13 protein-coding genes are annotated in these 14701 nt (G+C 75.5%); 4 read left to right on the top strand and 9 right to left on the bottom strand.

Annotated features, from left to right (window positions below; all coding sequences use genetic code 11):
• Nucleotides 1-11: 11 nt before the first annotated feature.
• From JK356_RS10010 to JK356_RS10020, 3 genes are all read right to left on the bottom strand, one after another.
• Nucleotides 12-572, bottom strand: coding sequence for a hypothetical protein (locus tag JK356_RS10010; RefSeq protein ID WP_201867270.1), 561 nt, complete (start codon nucleotides 570-572; stop codon nucleotides 12-14).
• Nucleotides 569-1717: an ROK family glucokinase gene (locus JK356_RS10015; protein ID WP_201867271.1), complete on the bottom strand. Its 1149-nt coding sequence runs from the start codon at nucleotides 1715-1717 to the stop codon at nucleotides 569-571. The genes JK356_RS10010 and JK356_RS10015 overlap by 4 nt, the downstream gene beginning before the upstream one ends.
• A gap of 284 nt (nucleotides 1718-2001) precedes the next feature.
• Complete coding sequence (locus tag JK356_RS10020) at nucleotides 2002-3549, bottom strand: ABC transporter substrate-binding protein (RefSeq protein ID WP_201867272.1); 1548 nt, start codon at nucleotides 3547-3549, stop codon at nucleotides 2002-2004.
• A gap of 593 nt (nucleotides 3550-4142) precedes the next feature.
• Between JK356_RS10020 and JK356_RS10025 the strand changes: the two genes are divergently transcribed.
• On the top strand, nucleotides 4143-5189 hold the full coding sequence (locus tag JK356_RS10025) for a LacI family DNA-binding transcriptional regulator (protein WP_236671069.1): 1047 nt from the start codon (nucleotides 4143-4145) through the stop codon (nucleotides 5187-5189).
• 642 nt (nucleotides 5190-5831) lie between these two features.
• On the opposite strand, the gene JK356_RS10030 is transcribed toward JK356_RS10025, so the two are convergent.
• Nucleotides 5832-6254 carry a ribonuclease domain-containing protein gene (locus JK356_RS10030; RefSeq protein WP_201867273.1) on the bottom strand — a complete coding sequence of 141 codons (423 nt, stop codon included), beginning with the start codon at nucleotides 6252-6254 and terminating at the stop codon, nucleotides 5832-5834.
• A 358-nt stretch (nucleotides 6255-6612) separates the two neighbouring features.
• Here JK356_RS10030 and JK356_RS10035 point away from each other — a divergent pair, with 358 nt between their 5' ends.
• Together JK356_RS10035 and JK356_RS10040 are read left to right on the top strand one after the other, a co-directional pair.
• Nucleotides 6613-7404 (top strand): IclR family transcriptional regulator, encoded by a 792-nt coding sequence (locus tag JK356_RS10035; protein ID WP_201867274.1) that lies wholly within the window; start codon nucleotides 6613-6615, stop codon nucleotides 7402-7404.
• Between the two features lie 7 nt (nucleotides 7405-7411).
• The gene (locus JK356_RS10040) at nucleotides 7412-8062 is read left to right on the top strand and encodes an NTP transferase domain-containing protein (RefSeq protein WP_201867275.1); all 651 of its coding nucleotides are present in this window, start codon (nucleotides 7412-7414) and stop codon (nucleotides 8060-8062) included.
• A 207-nt stretch (nucleotides 8063-8269) separates the two neighbouring features.
• Here JK356_RS10040 and JK356_RS10045 read toward each other — a convergent pair whose 3' ends face one another.
• A complete protein-coding gene (locus JK356_RS10045) occupies nucleotides 8270-8626 on the bottom strand; it encodes a DUF5955 family protein (protein ID WP_201867276.1) in 357 nt (118 codons plus the stop codon).
• 399 nt (nucleotides 8627-9025) lie between these two features.
• Between JK356_RS10045 and JK356_RS10050 the strand changes: the two genes are divergently transcribed.
• Entirely contained in the window at nucleotides 9026-9628 is a 603-nt protein-coding gene (locus JK356_RS10050) for a hypothetical protein (protein ID WP_307815511.1), read from the top strand.
• A gap of 15 nt (nucleotides 9629-9643) precedes the next feature.
• Here the strand turns inward: JK356_RS10050 and JK356_RS10055 are convergent, their stop codons facing one another.
• Genes JK356_RS10055 through JK356_RS10070 form a run of 4 tightly spaced genes read right to left on the bottom strand, consistent with a single transcriptional unit; the run spans nucleotide 9644 to nucleotide 14590 of the window.
• On the bottom strand, nucleotides 9644-10747 hold the full coding sequence (locus tag JK356_RS10055; protein WP_201867278.1) for an XdhC family protein: 1104 nt from the start codon (nucleotides 10745-10747) through the stop codon (nucleotides 9644-9646).
• Between the two features lie 50 nt (nucleotides 10748-10797).
• Nucleotides 10798-13179 (bottom strand): xanthine dehydrogenase subunit D, encoded by a 2382-nt coding sequence (gene pucD / locus JK356_RS10060; RefSeq protein WP_374100636.1) that lies wholly within the window; start codon nucleotides 13177-13179, stop codon nucleotides 10798-10800.
• Nucleotides 13176-13664, bottom strand: coding sequence for a (2Fe-2S)-binding protein (locus JK356_RS10065; RefSeq protein WP_201867279.1), 489 nt, complete (start codon nucleotides 13662-13664; stop codon nucleotides 13176-13178). The genes pucD and JK356_RS10065 overlap by 4 nt, the downstream gene beginning before the upstream one ends.
• Entirely contained in the window at nucleotides 13655-14590 is a 936-nt protein-coding gene (locus tag JK356_RS10070; protein ID WP_201867280.1) for a xanthine dehydrogenase family protein subunit M, read from the bottom strand. Before JK356_RS10070 ends, JK356_RS10065 begins: the two co-directional genes overlap by 10 nt.
• Nucleotides 14591-14701: the final 111 nt, after the last annotated feature.

Genomic DNA, 14701 nt, shown 5'->3' on the forward strand with positions numbered 1-14701 from the left:
GGTCGGCCGGGCTACAGCTGGCTGGTCGAGGCGACGTAGACCCGCGGCTGCTCCTCCGGCGTGAGATCCACGGTCACCGCGACCCGCGGCCGGTCCGGCCCGTGCTGCACGACCGTGCTGACATAGGTGCGGTCCGGGTCGTCCAGCACCCATCCGGTGGCGGCGGTGTCGCGCTCGGTGAGGGCCACGCCCTCACGCAGCTCGGTGGTGCTCGTACCCAGCTGGTCGAGGAACGAGCCGAGCTGTACGGGCGAGACGCGGAACTGGACGTACAGGCTGCTGCGGCCCCAGGCGTTGGTCTCGTAGTGCCCCACGTACGACGCGCCGTCCGGCACCGGGACGTCGTAGATGCGGCGCTGGAGCTTGGTGGGCCAGCCGTAGCGCATCGCGTCCGCTGAGGCGGCCCGGGCCTTGCTCTCGCCGGAGGCGCGGCTCTGGTAGCCGGAGAGCACCAGGTACCCGGCGGGGATGGCGACCATCAGCACGACGGCGATCGCCGCCAGCCAGCGGCGGCGCGGCCGGCGCGGGGGCGGCAGCGCCGGGGCGGCGGCCGTGGTGGCGGCGGCCGTCATGACCGAGCCGCCCAGCCGCGCGGCGCCAGCCGCAGGTCAAACGTGGAGCGCTGGGTCCGCTCCGCCCGGCGCCGGTTGGCACGGCGGAAGCGGCGGGCCACCAGGCGCGCCAGGTCGGCGGCGCCCACCATGCCGGCGTCCGCCCCGAGCGTGGCCCGCACGATGCGGGCGGCCGGGCGGTAGCCGCGGCCCGTCAGCTGCCGGCCGAACGCCTCGCGGGCGGGGCCGATGAGCAGGTCGTCCGCGTCGCTCACGCCTCCTCCGATCACGAAGCAGGTGGGGTCCAGGGCGGCCGCCAGGTTGGCGAGCCCGACGCCCAGCCACTGGCCGATGTCCTGGAACAGCTCCACGCACATCGGGTCGCCGCTGCGGGCGAGTTCGGTGATCAGCGGGCCGGTGATGTCGGTGGTCCGCCCGCCGACGCGGTCCAGGATCGGCTGGGCCACGGGAGAGTCCGCCGCGGCCAGCTCCCGGGCCTCACGGACCAGGGCGTTGCCCGAGCTGTACTGCTCCCAGCAGCCGCGGTTGCCGCAGGGGCAGCGGTGGCCGCCGGGCACGGTCTGCATGTGCCCGAACTCGCCCGCCACCCCGTAGGCGCCGCGCTTGACACGGCCGCCTTCCAGTATGGCCCCGCCGATGCCGGTGCCGAGCGTGATCATCACCAGCAGCTCCTCGTTCTGGCCGGCGCCGAAGCGCCACTCGCCCCAGGCGGCGGCGTTGGCGTCGTTGTCGACGAGGATGGGCACCGCCAGGCGGGCGGCGAGCGCCTCGCGCAGCGGCTCGTTCCGCCAGGCCAGGTGGGGGGCGAAGAGCACGCGGGAGCGGTCGGCGTCGACCCAGCCGGCCGCGCCGATGCCCACGGCGTGCACGTCGTGGCGGTCGGAGAGATCGAGGACGAGTTCCGTGATGGTGTCCTCGACGACCTTGGGATGCTTGGACTTGTCGGGCGTCTCGGTGCGCAGCCGCTCCAGTACCGTGCCGTCGGCGTCGACCACGCCCGCCATCACCTTGGTGCCCCCGATGTCAATGCCCACGGTGGGCACGCGGGGGGCAGACAGGTGTGAACGCCGTTCGCGCGTGGCGACCGTCCGCAGCACGGTGCCCCGGGCGGATCGCCTGCGAGCCCGCTCACGGTAGGTACTCATCGGCTCGATTGTGCCCTACCCCGCGCCGCCGGGCGTGCTCAGGGGCGCCGTCGGAAGCCTGGTCCGCTCCGCGGGGCGGCGGGCGGTGGCCGGGTGGTGCGGCAGGTGCGGCACGGGCGGCACGGCCAGGTGCGTGCGCGGGTCCGGCCAGCTGCCGCGCCGCCCCGGACGGCGTCGCCTCAGGCCACGGCTGGCGGCGGCGCTGACCGGGGCGGGGAAACCGGTGACCGGCGCTTCCGGAGCCGGGCCGGGGGAAGCGCTGAGGACGGACCCCGCTTCCGGGTTCACTCCACCGGCTCGAGCCGGGCGGCGACCCAGCCCCCGTCGGGGTCGAGCCAGATGGCGGGCGAGGCGTACGGGTTCTCGTTGGTGGGGTAGCCGGTCACGTTGTTGCCGTTGAACTCCATCATGTTCTGGGCGGCGAACAGCGGGATCAGCGGCATGTCCTCCATGAACAGCCGCTGGATCTCGTAGTAGTGCGGGAGCTGCTCCTCGACCTCGGTGGTCTGGGCGATGGCCCGGAGCGCCTCGTCCACCGCCTCGTTCTCGTAGCGGCCGTAGTTGCCCTCCGGGGACTCCTCGCCGATCGGGCGGGCGAGGTTGCTGGACAGGAGGTTGTAGTAGTAGGCGCGCGGGTCGGGCGTGAACCCGGCGCTGTCCAGGACCAGCTCGAACTCGCCGCGGTTACGCAGGTCGGTCCACTCCTGGTAGGAGACCGCATTGACCGTCAGCTCGATGCCTACCTCGGCCAGCTGCTGCCTGGCCATGTCCGCCATGCTGATGTAGTCGGACCAGCCGCTGACGATGGACAGCTCCAGCGACAGCTGCTCACCGTCCCTGGTCCAGTCGCCGTCCTCGTTCCGGGTGTACCCGGCGCTGGTCAGATGCTCGGCGACCGCGTCCTCGCCCGTCTCGAACTGGGCGTCGGCCAGGTCGGGGTCGGCGACCGACTCGAGGTTCGGCAGCAGCAGGCCGCTGGGGTGGGCGGGCTCGTTGACACCGCCGTAGACGTTCTGGTTCATGAAGTCGCGGTCGAGCGCGGCGCTCAGGGCGTGGCGCACGTCCGCGTCCGCCGTCGGGCCCTCCTGCGCGTTCGGGATCAGGAACGCGGTGGCGATGGGGATGTTGACCAGGTCGAAGTACTCGTCCTTGCTGAGGTAGTTCTTCTCGGCCTGCGGGATGTACGTGCCGCCCCAGTCGATGCTGCCGTCTGTGATGGCGGCGTTGGCGGCGTTGTTGTCCGAGAAGGACCGGAACCGGACGGTATCGAAGTGCGGCAGGCCCTCGACGTAGTAGTCGTCGCGGGCCCGCAGCACCATGGTGGTCGGCTCGACGGAGTCCACGGCCCAGGCGCCGGTGCCCACCGGATTCTCGTTGAGAACCGTGGCCTTGTCGTTGTCGGGTATCTCCGACCAGACGTGCTCGGGGACGATCTTCTGCTTGCCCAGGATGTAGTACTCCTGGGCGAGCGCGGACTCGCTGAAGGTGAGGACGACGGTGCTCTCGTCCTGGGCGCGGGCGGACTCGATGGGCAGACCGTAGCTGTTGAGGCTCTCGTTGCCGGCCACGACGCCGAAGGTGTAGGCCACGTCCTCGGCCGTGAACGGCTCGCCGTCGTTCCAGGTGACGTCGCTGCGCACCGTGATGGTCAGGCTGGTGCCGTCCTCCGACCACTCGTAGGTCTGGCCCAGCCACGGCTTGACGTCCCCCGCCTGCACCCCGTTGAAGAAGAACAGCGGCTCGTAGATCCAGCCGTTGGTGGCCTGGAGCGGCTCCGAGGAGAACGGGTTGAAGTTGGCCACGTCGTTGTCGCCGATGGAACCGGTGGTCACCGTCAGCACACTGCCGTCACCGCTCCCGCCCCCCTCGCCGGCGCATCCGGCGGTCACGGCAGCGAGGGCGACAGCGCTGGCCGCCGCTGCGAGCCGCCGCCGGCGGTGCGCTCGCATGGGTCTGCGGATGTGCGGTGACGGTCGGATCATGGGATCCCCTTGCTCGGTGCGCGCGGGCGTGGCGCGGCGTGCTGCTCGTGGACGGTGTGGGGGTGTGGTGCGGTGGTGGCGTGTGTGCGGTTCCACGGCCCGGCGGCCGCGGCGTGCCGCCCGGCGGCCTGTGGGAGGAAATTAGAACCGCTGAGAACGAAGTGTCAATGCCGTTGCATTGCCCCGGTCTTGAGTTCTGGACGACCATGTCCCCCACGCGGTCGCCGCATTGACTGAACCGGATTAGCGAGCGTACGCCGGGGCAGCGTTGTTTCCCGGAGGTTTCCCCGGAGGTTTCCCCGGAGGTTCCGCCGGAGGTTTCCCCGGAGCTGCCCCGGCGCTCCCGCAGGTGCTCCCCGGGGCTGCCCGGAGGCTGCCCGGTCACGGCCGGGCGGCCGGCGGGGCCGGCGGGGCCGGCGTCCGACGAGCTGTCAGGAGAGCCCTTGAAGCGTCCCACGATGCAGGACATCGCCCGGCGGGCGGGCGTCACCAAGGCCGCCGTGTCGTTCGCGCTGAACGGCCGGCCCGGGGTCTCCGACCTGACGCGGCGGCGGATCCTGGCCATCGCCGAGGAGCTCGGCTGGCGGCCCAGCAGTGCGGCACGCGCCCTGTCCGGCGGCCGCGCGGGCTCGTTCGGCATGGTCATCGGCAGGCCCGCGCGGACGCTGGGGCTCGAGCCGTTCTTCATGCAGCTGCTGTCCGGGATCCAGGCCGAGCTGACGCGGGACACCACACCGCTGCTGCTGACGATGGTGGAGGACCAGGCCGCGGAGATCGCGCTGTACCGCGACTGGTGGGCGCGGCGGCTGGTGGACGGGGTGTTCGTTGTGGACCTCCAGGTCGATGACGCGCGGGTGCCGGTGCTGCAGGAGCTGGGCATGCCCGCCGTCATCATCGGGGCGCCGTGCGGGACCGGCGGGCCCCCGGCGGTGGGGCACGACGAGGCCGCGGGCGTCGAGGTGGCCGTGCGGCACCTGGCCGAGCTGGGGCACCGCCGCGTCGCCCGCGTCTCCGGGCCAGCGCATCTGCGGCACATCCGCATCCGTGAGGAGGCGTTCGCCCGGGTCACGGCCCAGTGGGGGCTGACGGGCCGCTCGGTGGAGGCGGACTACAGCGGCGAGCGCGGCGCCGCCGCCACGCGGGAGCTGCTGTCGGCCGCGGACCCCGCCGCGCGGCCCACGGCGATCCTCTACGACAATGACGTGATGGCGCTGTCCGGGCTCACGGCGGCCCACGGCCTGGGGCTGCGGGTCCCGGCCGACCTGTCGCTGGTGGCCTGGGACGATTCCGCGCTGTGCGAGCTGGTCAGCCCGTCGCTGACCGCGCTCAGCCGCGACGTCGTCGCCCACGGCGCGCACGCGGCGCGGCGGCTGCGGCAGGCGGCGGGCGGCGGTCCCCACGGCGGCCTGGAGGAGCCGCCCGCTCCGTCGCTGACGCTCCGCGGCTCGACCGGGCCGGCACCGGCGGACGGCAGCGGTAAACCGGTTTAGACCAGCGCACGTACAGCACGTCCGGAAACGTGGCGCTGAACCGGTATAGCACCGCCCTGCTCCGGCCCGGCCGCCCGCCGGCTGGCCGCTGTCATGTACCCGCGTTCGCGTGCGGGCTGGGAAAACCTGGGCACGACAGAGGCTTCCGGCCGGCGGACGCGGCCGCGCGGTGCGGCTTCGTCCAGCCCGCCCGCGCCCCGGACGGCGGACGGCACGGTCCGCCAGCATCACGCGGCGGCCTGGGTCCGCGGCTGACCGGCACGTTCGGCAGGCCGGTGGTCCTGGAGGGGCTGGCCTGCCAACGGACTTCGCCTCCGGCGAGGGCGCGGACCGCGGCCCGGCCGGCGGACACGGCGCCCGCGCCGGTGCGCGACGGCGGCAGGACATTCGTCTGGCACGTCAGCCAGAGCGGCGAGCCGCCCTCCGGGCGGAGCCGGCGGCGCCAAAGGAGAACGGCCCGGCGGCTGGGGACGGGGCGCTGCACGGATGGTGGCGGGCCCGCCGCGGGCGGGAGGGGGGCGCGCTGCGTCAGCGCAGGGCTGAGCAGGCCGGGAGAACGGGGTGGCGCCGGGGCCACGAGGTGGGGGGAGGCCCCGGCGCCGTGTGGGGGGACGGGAGGGAAGGTCAGCGGGTGCCGGCGGTTCAGCAGCCGTAGTCGACCAGGTCGAACGAGGCGTAGTGGTCGGCCGTGTAGTAGTCCTCCTGGTAGGACTCGCCGGTGACGATGCGCCGGGCGCCGCGGTCGTCGCTGCCCGGGGTCTCGACGGTGTACTCGTGGTAGTAGCCGGTGGGCTGCGGCGGCAGCAGGCCCTCGCGGTTGTAGAAGACGCCGCCGTCCTGCGGATAGGGGAAGGGACCGCCCTGCTCGATGAGGTCCAGGGTGTCGTGGGCCTCGGACGGCAGGTCCGTGTAGCAGATGTCACCGACGTCCAGGGTGACGGCGGTACCGGCGGGGGCCGGGGCGGGAGCCGCGGGTGCCGCCGCGCCGGCGTGGCCGCCGAGCAGCAGCAGCGAGAGCAGGGCGCCGGCGGCGCCGGCCGTGAGGGTGCGCGAGTTCATGCCCATGCCAAATAGTGTGACGCGCGTAGTGTGTCGTGCGTCAACGCTACCCGCCGGATGTTCCCGGGGAGTTCACACCTCCGGGTGACCGCTCCACATGTTCTTCGCACGGCGACGGCACACGTGCCGGGCCGTCACACGCTGGCGGGCGCCCCCGTGAGCGGCCCCGGCTCAGTGCCGCCCGGCGGCGGGAGTGCCCCCGGCCGGATGGCCGCCGCGCACCTGGGGCGGCCGTGCGGTGTGCCGTGCGGCGCGAACTGGTCCACGATCTCCGATCGACCGTCCGAGTTGGCCAAGTCCCCGGTAGGCTGCGGGCGTTACCGCCCGTAAGGGACCGGAGCCGGAGCCGGAAAGGACCGACGTCGTGCCGCCGTCCGAAGCCCGCAGACCCGCCGCCAGCAGCGGCGGCGTGCAGTCCCTGGAACGGGCCTTCTCCCTGCTGGAGCACATGGCCGACGCCGGCGGGGAGACGGGCCTGAGCGAACTGGCCGCCCGCAGCGGGCTGCCGCTGCCGACCATCCACCGGCTGATGCGGACGCTGGTCTCCTGCGGCTACGTCCGCCAGCAGCCCAACCGCCGGTACACGCTCGGCCCGCGGCTGATCCGCCTCGGCGAGAGCGCGGCGCGCCCGCTGTCGATCTGGGCGCGCCCCTACCTCGCCCGCCTGGCCGAGGAGACGGGCGAGACGGCGACGATGGCGCTGCTCGACGGCGACGAGGCGGTGTACGTGGCGCAGGTGCCCTCCCGCCACGCGATGCGCATGATCACGGAGATCGGCCGCCGGGTGCCGCCGCACGCGACGGCGGTCGGCAAGGCACTGCTGGCCGGGCTGCCGGACCGAGAGGTCCGGGCGCTGCTGCGCCGCACCGGGATGCGGCCGGCGACCGAACGGACGATCACGACGCCGGACGCCTTCCTCGCCGCGCTGGCGGCGGTGCGGCGGGACGGCTTCGCGGTGGACGACAGCGAGCAGGAGATCGGCGCCCGGTCGATCGCGGTGCGCGTGCCCGGCTCCCCCACCCCCGCCGCTATCTCCGTCTCGGGCCCCTCGGGGCGGGTGACGGACGCCGCGACCGAGAAGACGGTGCCGCTGCTGCAGGAGGTGGCCAAGGAGCTGGCGGCGACGCTGGCGGGCACGGCGCCCGCCGGGGCGTAGGCACGCCATGGCCGGCGGGCGCGATGGCGTGGCCGGCCTGCTGCTCGCCGCGGGCGGCGGGCGGCGGCTCGGCGGGCGCTGCAAGGCGCTGCTGGAGCGGAACGGCAGGCCGCTGGTCGAACACGCCGCGGCGGCGCTGCGGGCGGCGGGCTGCGCCCCGGTGCATGTGGTGCTGGGCGCCGAGGAGGCACGGGTGCGCGCGGCGGCGCGGCTGCCGGGCTGCGTCCTGGTGAGCAATCCGGAATGGCGCACCGGCCTGGGCTCTTCGCTGCGCGCCGGCCTCGCCTCGCTGGCGGCCACCGGCGCGGGCGGCGCCCTGGTGGCGCTCGTCGACCAGCCCGGCGTCGGCGCGGCGGCGATGGCGCGGGTGCGCGCGGCGTACCGCTCGCCGCGGTCGCTGGCGGCGGCGGCGTACGGCGGGGTGCGCGGGCACCCCGTGCTGCTGGGGGCCGCGCACTTCGCCGGTGTGTGCGCGAGCGCCACCGGCGATAAGGGGGCGCGCGGTTACCTGCGGGAGCACGCCGGCCAGCTGCTGCTCGTCGAGTGCGGCGCCGTGGCGGACCCCGCCGACCTCGACACCCCAGCCGATCTCGCGGCGTACCGGGACCGCGGCGCGGCGGGCGGACTGGAGGGCGGCCCGTCTGCCGCGACGGAGTGATGAGCAGGCCCGCCGTCCCCTGCCAGCACGAGGTGCTCACCGACGACGCGCTGGCGTATCCCGCCGTCACGCACCGGCCTTCACGCCCCGGCGCGACAAGCTGCTCGCGCGCCGGGCGGAACGGCGCGCGGAGACCGCACGCGCCGGCGGTCTGGACTCCGCGCCGCGGCCGGCCCGCGTGCGCCGACGCGTCTGGCGCGTACCGGGTCAGGAACCGGCGGGGCGCGCGGCAGGAATCCGGTGCCGGGGCATGCCGAACAGCTCGACCGCCTCGCGCAGCTGCGCGACCGCGGGGGCCAGCACGCTCACGGAGTTGAGCGCCGCGGCGATCAGCAGCAGAGCGTCCCGCAGCGCTGCCCCGTCCGGCACGGCATCGTCGCTCATGCCGCTCAGCACCGCGAGCTGACGCTCCGCCACCTCGCGGTCCGCCAGCGGCGAACGGAACCCTCGCAGCTCGCGCTCCAGCCGGTCGGCCGCGGCGCGCAGCGCGGCGACGCGCGGATCGGTGCCTGCGGCCCCGGCACTCCGCGCCCGCTGGGCAGCCTCAGCTTCTCGTGCCGCCACTCGGCCCCTCCCGATGACGTCCTCCTCGACGGTGCCCGCACCGGCCAGTCGCCTGTCCCGCGACGCAACTGGCGAACAGTCAGGCAGACAAGGAAAGTAAATATCACTGTCCGCGCATCACGCCATACGGAGGGCGAAATTCCGTGTCACATTCCGGTGAACGCCGCACGGCACAGACGGGGCGGTCTCCGCGCGTCACCATGCCAGATCCGGCCGGTATGAGCATACGCCTGCGGCATGGCGGGTCTGTCGGTGACACTGTGAGGATTCCGTCGGGAAGTCCCGTCCCTGGAGCGGCAGATGGCGAACATGGCGAAAAGCGTGCGGGTCCGGTGCCCGGAGTGCGGCCGGGAGCACACCTATGTTCCGTGTCAGTACCCCTGTTCGTGCGGCGCGCAGGTGACGCTGGCAACCGCGGGGACGAGCGTGCCGGTGCACCACCGCACCTGGGCGGCGGCCTGGACGGAGGTGGCCTGCGCCGTGTGCGGCCGGCCCGGCCAGTGGCCGCAGCCGGAGGTCGACTGCCCGTGCGGCACGACACTGCGCCTCGCGTCCGCCACCGCGCCAGGCCGGCCGCCGGAGCCCGAACCGGCCGCCGAGCGCGCGCCGTTCCGGCCGCTGACGATCCGGACGGCCTACGACGCGCTCGCCTGCGCCGCGCGCTTCCTGCGCTGGCTCGGCTTCGCCGAGGTCCACGCCGCCATGTCGGCGCCGGGCTCCGGAATCGACCTGCGCGGGCCCGGCGTGGTCGCGACCGTGGACCCGGCGACCCTGCCGACGGAAGAGCGGATCATCGAGACGCTCTGGCTGCACGGCCTGAACGAATCGGCCGCGCCCGTGGCGTTCTCCCTGGCCGGCTACGACCAGCGGGCGCGGCAGCGCGCGGGCGGACTGGACGTCGCCCTGTTCGTCTTCGACCTCGCCGGCACGCCGCAGCCGGTCAACCAGGCCGCCGACACGCTGCTGCGCACAGGGCCCGGCGGCGGAGACGGCGACGGCTGACGCGGGACGCACACGCTAACGGCGGTGCAGCGGCCGCGTGGTACGGGTCAGCGGCACACCAGAGCCACCGTGACGCAGGGCGGTGAGCTCCGCCACGACGGCCAGAGCCGTCTCGCGGGGCGTATGGCCGCCCAGGTCCAGCCCCACCGGGGCGCGCAGCCGCGCCAGCTGGCCGGAGCCGATGCCTTCCGCGCGCAGCCGCCGCAGCCGGGCGGCATGGGTGCGGCGGGAGCCGAGCGCGCCGACGTAGCCGAGGGGCAGCCGCAGCGCCAGCGCCAGCAGCGGCGTCTCGGTCCGCGGGTCGTGGGTCAGCGCGCAGACGGCGGTGCGGTCGTCCAGCCGCCCCGCGTCCCGTTCGGCGGCCAGATAGCGGTGCGGCCAGGCGACGACGGTCTCGTGGGCGGCGGGAAAGCGCTCGGGCGTGGTGAACACCGGGCGGGCGTCGCAGACCGTGACGCGGTAGCCGAGGAACCGGCCGGCCTCAGCGAGGGCGGCGGCGACGTCGGTGGACCCGAAGACCAGCAGCCGGGGCGGCGGCACGCTCGTCTCGACCAGGAGCGTGGCGTCCCCGGCGCGGACGGTGGTGGCCGGGACGCGGGCGGCGGCAGCGGCGGCAGCGGCCCTGGCGGCCGCCTCGTCGAAGGCGGGGCCGCGCCCCAGCGTGCCCGTGCGGTCGCCGCCGGAGCCGACAGCGAGCGCCCCGGCTACCGGCGTGCCGGGCGCGCGCAGCACGCGGACCAGCACCCCCGGCCGCCCCGCCGCCGCCCGTTGCGCCGCCGCGCCGAGCGCCAAACGGGCCGCCCCGCCCGGCGGAGCCGGGGTGATCAGCACCTCGATGCCGCCGCCGCAGGTCAGCGCCGCCCCGAACGGGTCGGCTGCCTCGGGGCCGAACCGGGCGGTCCGCGGCACCCCGTCGGCCAGCGCCTGGCGGCACCGCTCGTACACCTCTGCCTCGACGCAGCCGCCTGACACCGAGCCGAGCACCGTGCCGGCGCCGTCAACCGCCAGCGCGGCGCCCGGCCCGCGGGGCGCGCTGCCGCGCGTGGCGGCGACGGTGGCCACCGCGAAGCCGCGTCCGTCGCGCAGCCAGGCGCGCAGCGGCGCCGCGATCGCCAGCATCCCGGACCTCCTTTCACCGGGGTGTCAGGCCGGTTCTTCCAGCCGGTTTGTCAGCCGGTGTCCGTCAGATGCTCCGGCCGCACCGGCACGCGCCGCAGGGCGCGCCCGGTGGCCTGCCGGATGGCCGCCACGATGGCTGGGGCGGCCGACAGCGCGGGGGCCTCGCCGATGCCGCGCAGCCCGTACGGGGCGCGTTCGTCGGCGAGTTCGAGCACGTCGAGCGGCATGGGCGGCACGTCGAGGGCGGTGGGAACCAGGTAGTCGGTGAACGAGGGGTTGCCGACGCGGGCGTCCTCGCCGACCACGATCTCCTCCATGACCGCCAGCCCCAGGCCCTGGGCGCTTGCGCCGTGGATCTGCCCGGCGACGGCGGGCGGGTTGACGGCCCGGCCGGCGTCCTGGGCGGCGGCCAGCTCCACGACCCGGACCAGGCCGAGCGCGGTGTCGACGTCCACGACGGCGCGGTGGGCACAGAACGAGTACTGCACGTGCCCGTTCCCCTGCCCCGTCTCCGGGTCGAACGGCTCGGTGGGCCGGTGCCGGAACTCCCGCTCGGCCGTCACCGGCCCGCAGGCCGCCAGCACATCCGCGAGCGCGGCCACCGTCCGGCCGTCCGCCGCCACCACGGCGCCGTCCGCCAGCCGCAGGTCACCGGGCCGCCGCCCCAGCCGCGCGCCGGCCCGGCGCAGCACCTCGGCGCGGACCGCCTCGCAGGCCCGCTTCACCGCCCCGCCCGTCATGTACGTCTGGCGGGAGGCGGAGGTCGAACCGGCCGAGCCGACGCAGGTGTCGGCCGGTTCGACGGTGACCCGCACGCCGCCCAGCTCGGTGCGGGCGATCTGTTCCTGCACGGTCACGCCGCCCTGGCCGACCTCGGCCAGGGCGGTATGGACAGCGGCGACGGGCTCGCCGCCCGCCAGCGCCAGGCGGACCCGGGCCGTGGCGTAGTCGTCGAACCCCTCGGAGAAGCCGACGTTCTTCACGCCCACCGCGTAGCCCACGCCGCGCACCACGTCCTCGCCCCGGGTGGTACGGCCCAGCCCTCCGGGCAGCGTGCGCGGGTCGGGATCCTGGCCCGGGCCGGCGGGCGGCGCGGGCGGCAGCGGGCGGGCGGCGACGCGGCGCAGCAGGTCCGCCACGGGCGCGGGGGCGTCGACACGCTGGCCGGTGGGCATGACGGAGCCCTGGGACAGGGCGTTGCGCTGCCGCAGCACCACCGGGTCCATGCCGAGGGCAGCGGCCAGCTTGTCCATCTGCGGCTCGTAGCCGAAGCACGCCTGGACGGCGCCGAAGCCGCGCATGGCGCCGCAGGGCGGGTTGTTGGTGTAGAGAGCCAGCGCATCGATGTCGGCGTGCGGCACCCGGTAGGGCCCGGCGCCCAGCGAGGCGGCGTTGCCGACGACCGCGGCGGAGGAGGAGGTGTAGGCGCCGCCGTCGAGGACGATCCTGGCCCGCACGTACAGCAGCCGGCCGTCGCGGGCGGCGCCGTGCTCGTAGCGCATCCGGGCCGGATGGCGGTGGACGTGCCCGAAGAACGACTCCTCGCGGCCGTAGACCATCGTGACGGGCCGTCCGGTCCGCAGCGCGAGCAGGCAGGCGTGGGCCTGCACCGACAGGTCCTCGCGGGCACCGAACGCCCCGCCGACGCCGGCCAGGGTCAGCCGCACCTTCTCCTCCGGCAGCCCGAGCACGGGGGCGAGCTGCGCCCGGTCCATGTGCAGCCACTGGGTGGCGACGAACAGGTCGACGCCGCCGTCGGCGGCGGGCACCGCCAGCCCCGACTCCGGCCCCAGGAACGCCTGGTCCTGCATGCCGACCTCGTACTCGCCGGTGACGATGACGTCCGCTTCCCGGCGGGCGCGGGCGACGTCGCCGCGCACCACCGGCTGCCGGTGCACGACGTTCGGGTGCGGGGCGCGGGCCGCGTACCGGTCGGTGCGGCCGGGGTGGAGCACGGGCGCACCGGGCGCGGTGGCGGTGGCCTCGTCGCGGACGACGGGCAGCGGCGCGTAGCCGACGCGGATGCGGCCGGCGGCACGGCGCGCGGTGGCCGCGTCCTCAGCCGCTACCAGCGCGACCGGCTCGCCCTGGTAGCGCACCAGGCCCTCGGCGAGCACGGGCTGGTCGGGGACGTCGAGGCCGTAGCGGGTGGCGGCGGGCAGGTCGCGGTGGGTCAGCACAGCCCGCACGCCGGGGACGGCCAGCGCGCCGGAGAGGTCGATGCCGGTGATCCGTGCGTGCGGGTGCGGACTGCGCAGGGTGTGGCCGAACAGCATGTCCTGGTGCCGCAGGTCCGAGGAGTAGGCAAAGGCGCCGGTCACCTTCGGCACGCCGTCGGGGCGGGGTGCGGCCTCGCCGACGCGGCCTGCGGCGGCGGTGCGCTGGCCCGGCGCCGCGGCCGGTGCCGCATCCGGCGGCAGGGGGGCCGTCACGGCGCTGCCTCGCCGCGCGCGGCCATCCGGACGGCGGCGATGACGGCCTCGTAGCCGGTGCAGCGGCAGAGGTTGCCGGACAGCGCCTCGCGGATGTCGGGCTCGGCCGGGTCCGGATCGCGCCGCAGCAGGTCGTCGGCGGCCATCAGCAGGCCGGGAGTGCAGAAGCCGCACTGCACGGCGCCGGCGGTGAGGAAGGCGCGCTGGAGCGGGGCGAGCCGCCGTCCGCCGTCCGGGCCGTCGCCGCCGGCCAGGCCCTCGACGGTGCCGACGGCCAGCCCGTCGGCCTGGCCCGCGGCGACGAGACACGCGCAGACCAGAGAGCCGCCGAGGCGAACGGTGCACGAGCCGCACTCGCCCTGCTCGCAGCCGTTCTTCGTGCCGGGCAGGGCGAGGCGCTCGCGCAGCAGGCGGAGCAGGCTCTCGTCCGCGCCGACGCCGTCGGCGGTGACCGGACGGCCGTTGACGGTGAGCGTCACGCGCACGGCCGCACCCCCTCCGCGGCTGGTTCTCCCGCGGCCTGGCTCTGGCAGCGCCGGGTGCGCAGCTCCCGGCGGTGGGTCTCCCAGGCCCACGCCAGGGTGCGGCGGGCGAGCACGCCCACGGCGTGGGCGCGGTAGCGGGCGGTGCCCCTGACGTCGTCCACGGGGCGGCAGGCGGCCGCGGCCAGCTCGGCGAACCGCCGCACGGCGGACGGCGGCAGCGGCCCGCCGCTGTCCCACAGCCCTTCCTCGTGCAGCACGGCGGTGAGGAACTCCTCGGCGCGGCGGGCGCGCAGGGGCGTGGGCGCCGCCGAGCCCAGGCCGGTGCGCACGGCGCGGGCGCGGGTGTCGAGCGCCAGCGCGAAGGAGCAGACGGCGATGACCATGGCGTTGCGCGTACCGGTCTTGGCGAACAGCTGCGGGCCGCGCGCCACCGGGACACGCACCGCCCGGATCAGCTCGTCGTCCGCCAGGGCGTTCGCCTTGGGGCCGGTGTAGAACTCCTCGGCCGGGATGAGGCGGGTGCCGCGCACCGAGGCGGCTTCGACGACCGCGCCGGCGGCGAGCAGCGGCGGGTGCGCGTCGCCGGCGGGGGACGCGGTGCCGAGGTTGCCGCCGACGCTGCCCCGGCTGCGGATCTGCGGCGAGCCGACGGTACGCGCGGCCATGGCCAGGCCGGGCAGCAGGCCGCCCAGGCGGCCGGTGAACGCCGCGTACGGCACGGTGGCGCCGAGCCGTACGGTGCCGCCGCGCTCCTCCCAGGTACGCAGCTCCGCCAGGCGGGAGAGGTCGAGCAGCGCCTCGGGCGAGGCGCGGCCGGCGTTGAGCGCCACCATCACGTCGGTGCCGCCCGCCAGCGGCAGCGCGCCGGGGAGTGCGGACTTGGCGGCGAGGGCCTCGTCCCAGCTGTCCGGTCGCAGGAACTCCATGGCGTCCTCCATGGGGTGATACGGGGTAACCCGGGCTAGAGCCGGGATGGATCCGGGGTAAAAGCGGGGTAGATCCGGGGTAGATCTGGATAAATCCAGGACAAAGGGGCG

It is taken from the genome of Streptomyces sp. 7-21 (assembly GCF_016741785.1).
GTDB lineage: Bacteria > Actinomycetota > Actinomycetes > Streptomycetales > Streptomycetaceae > Streptomyces.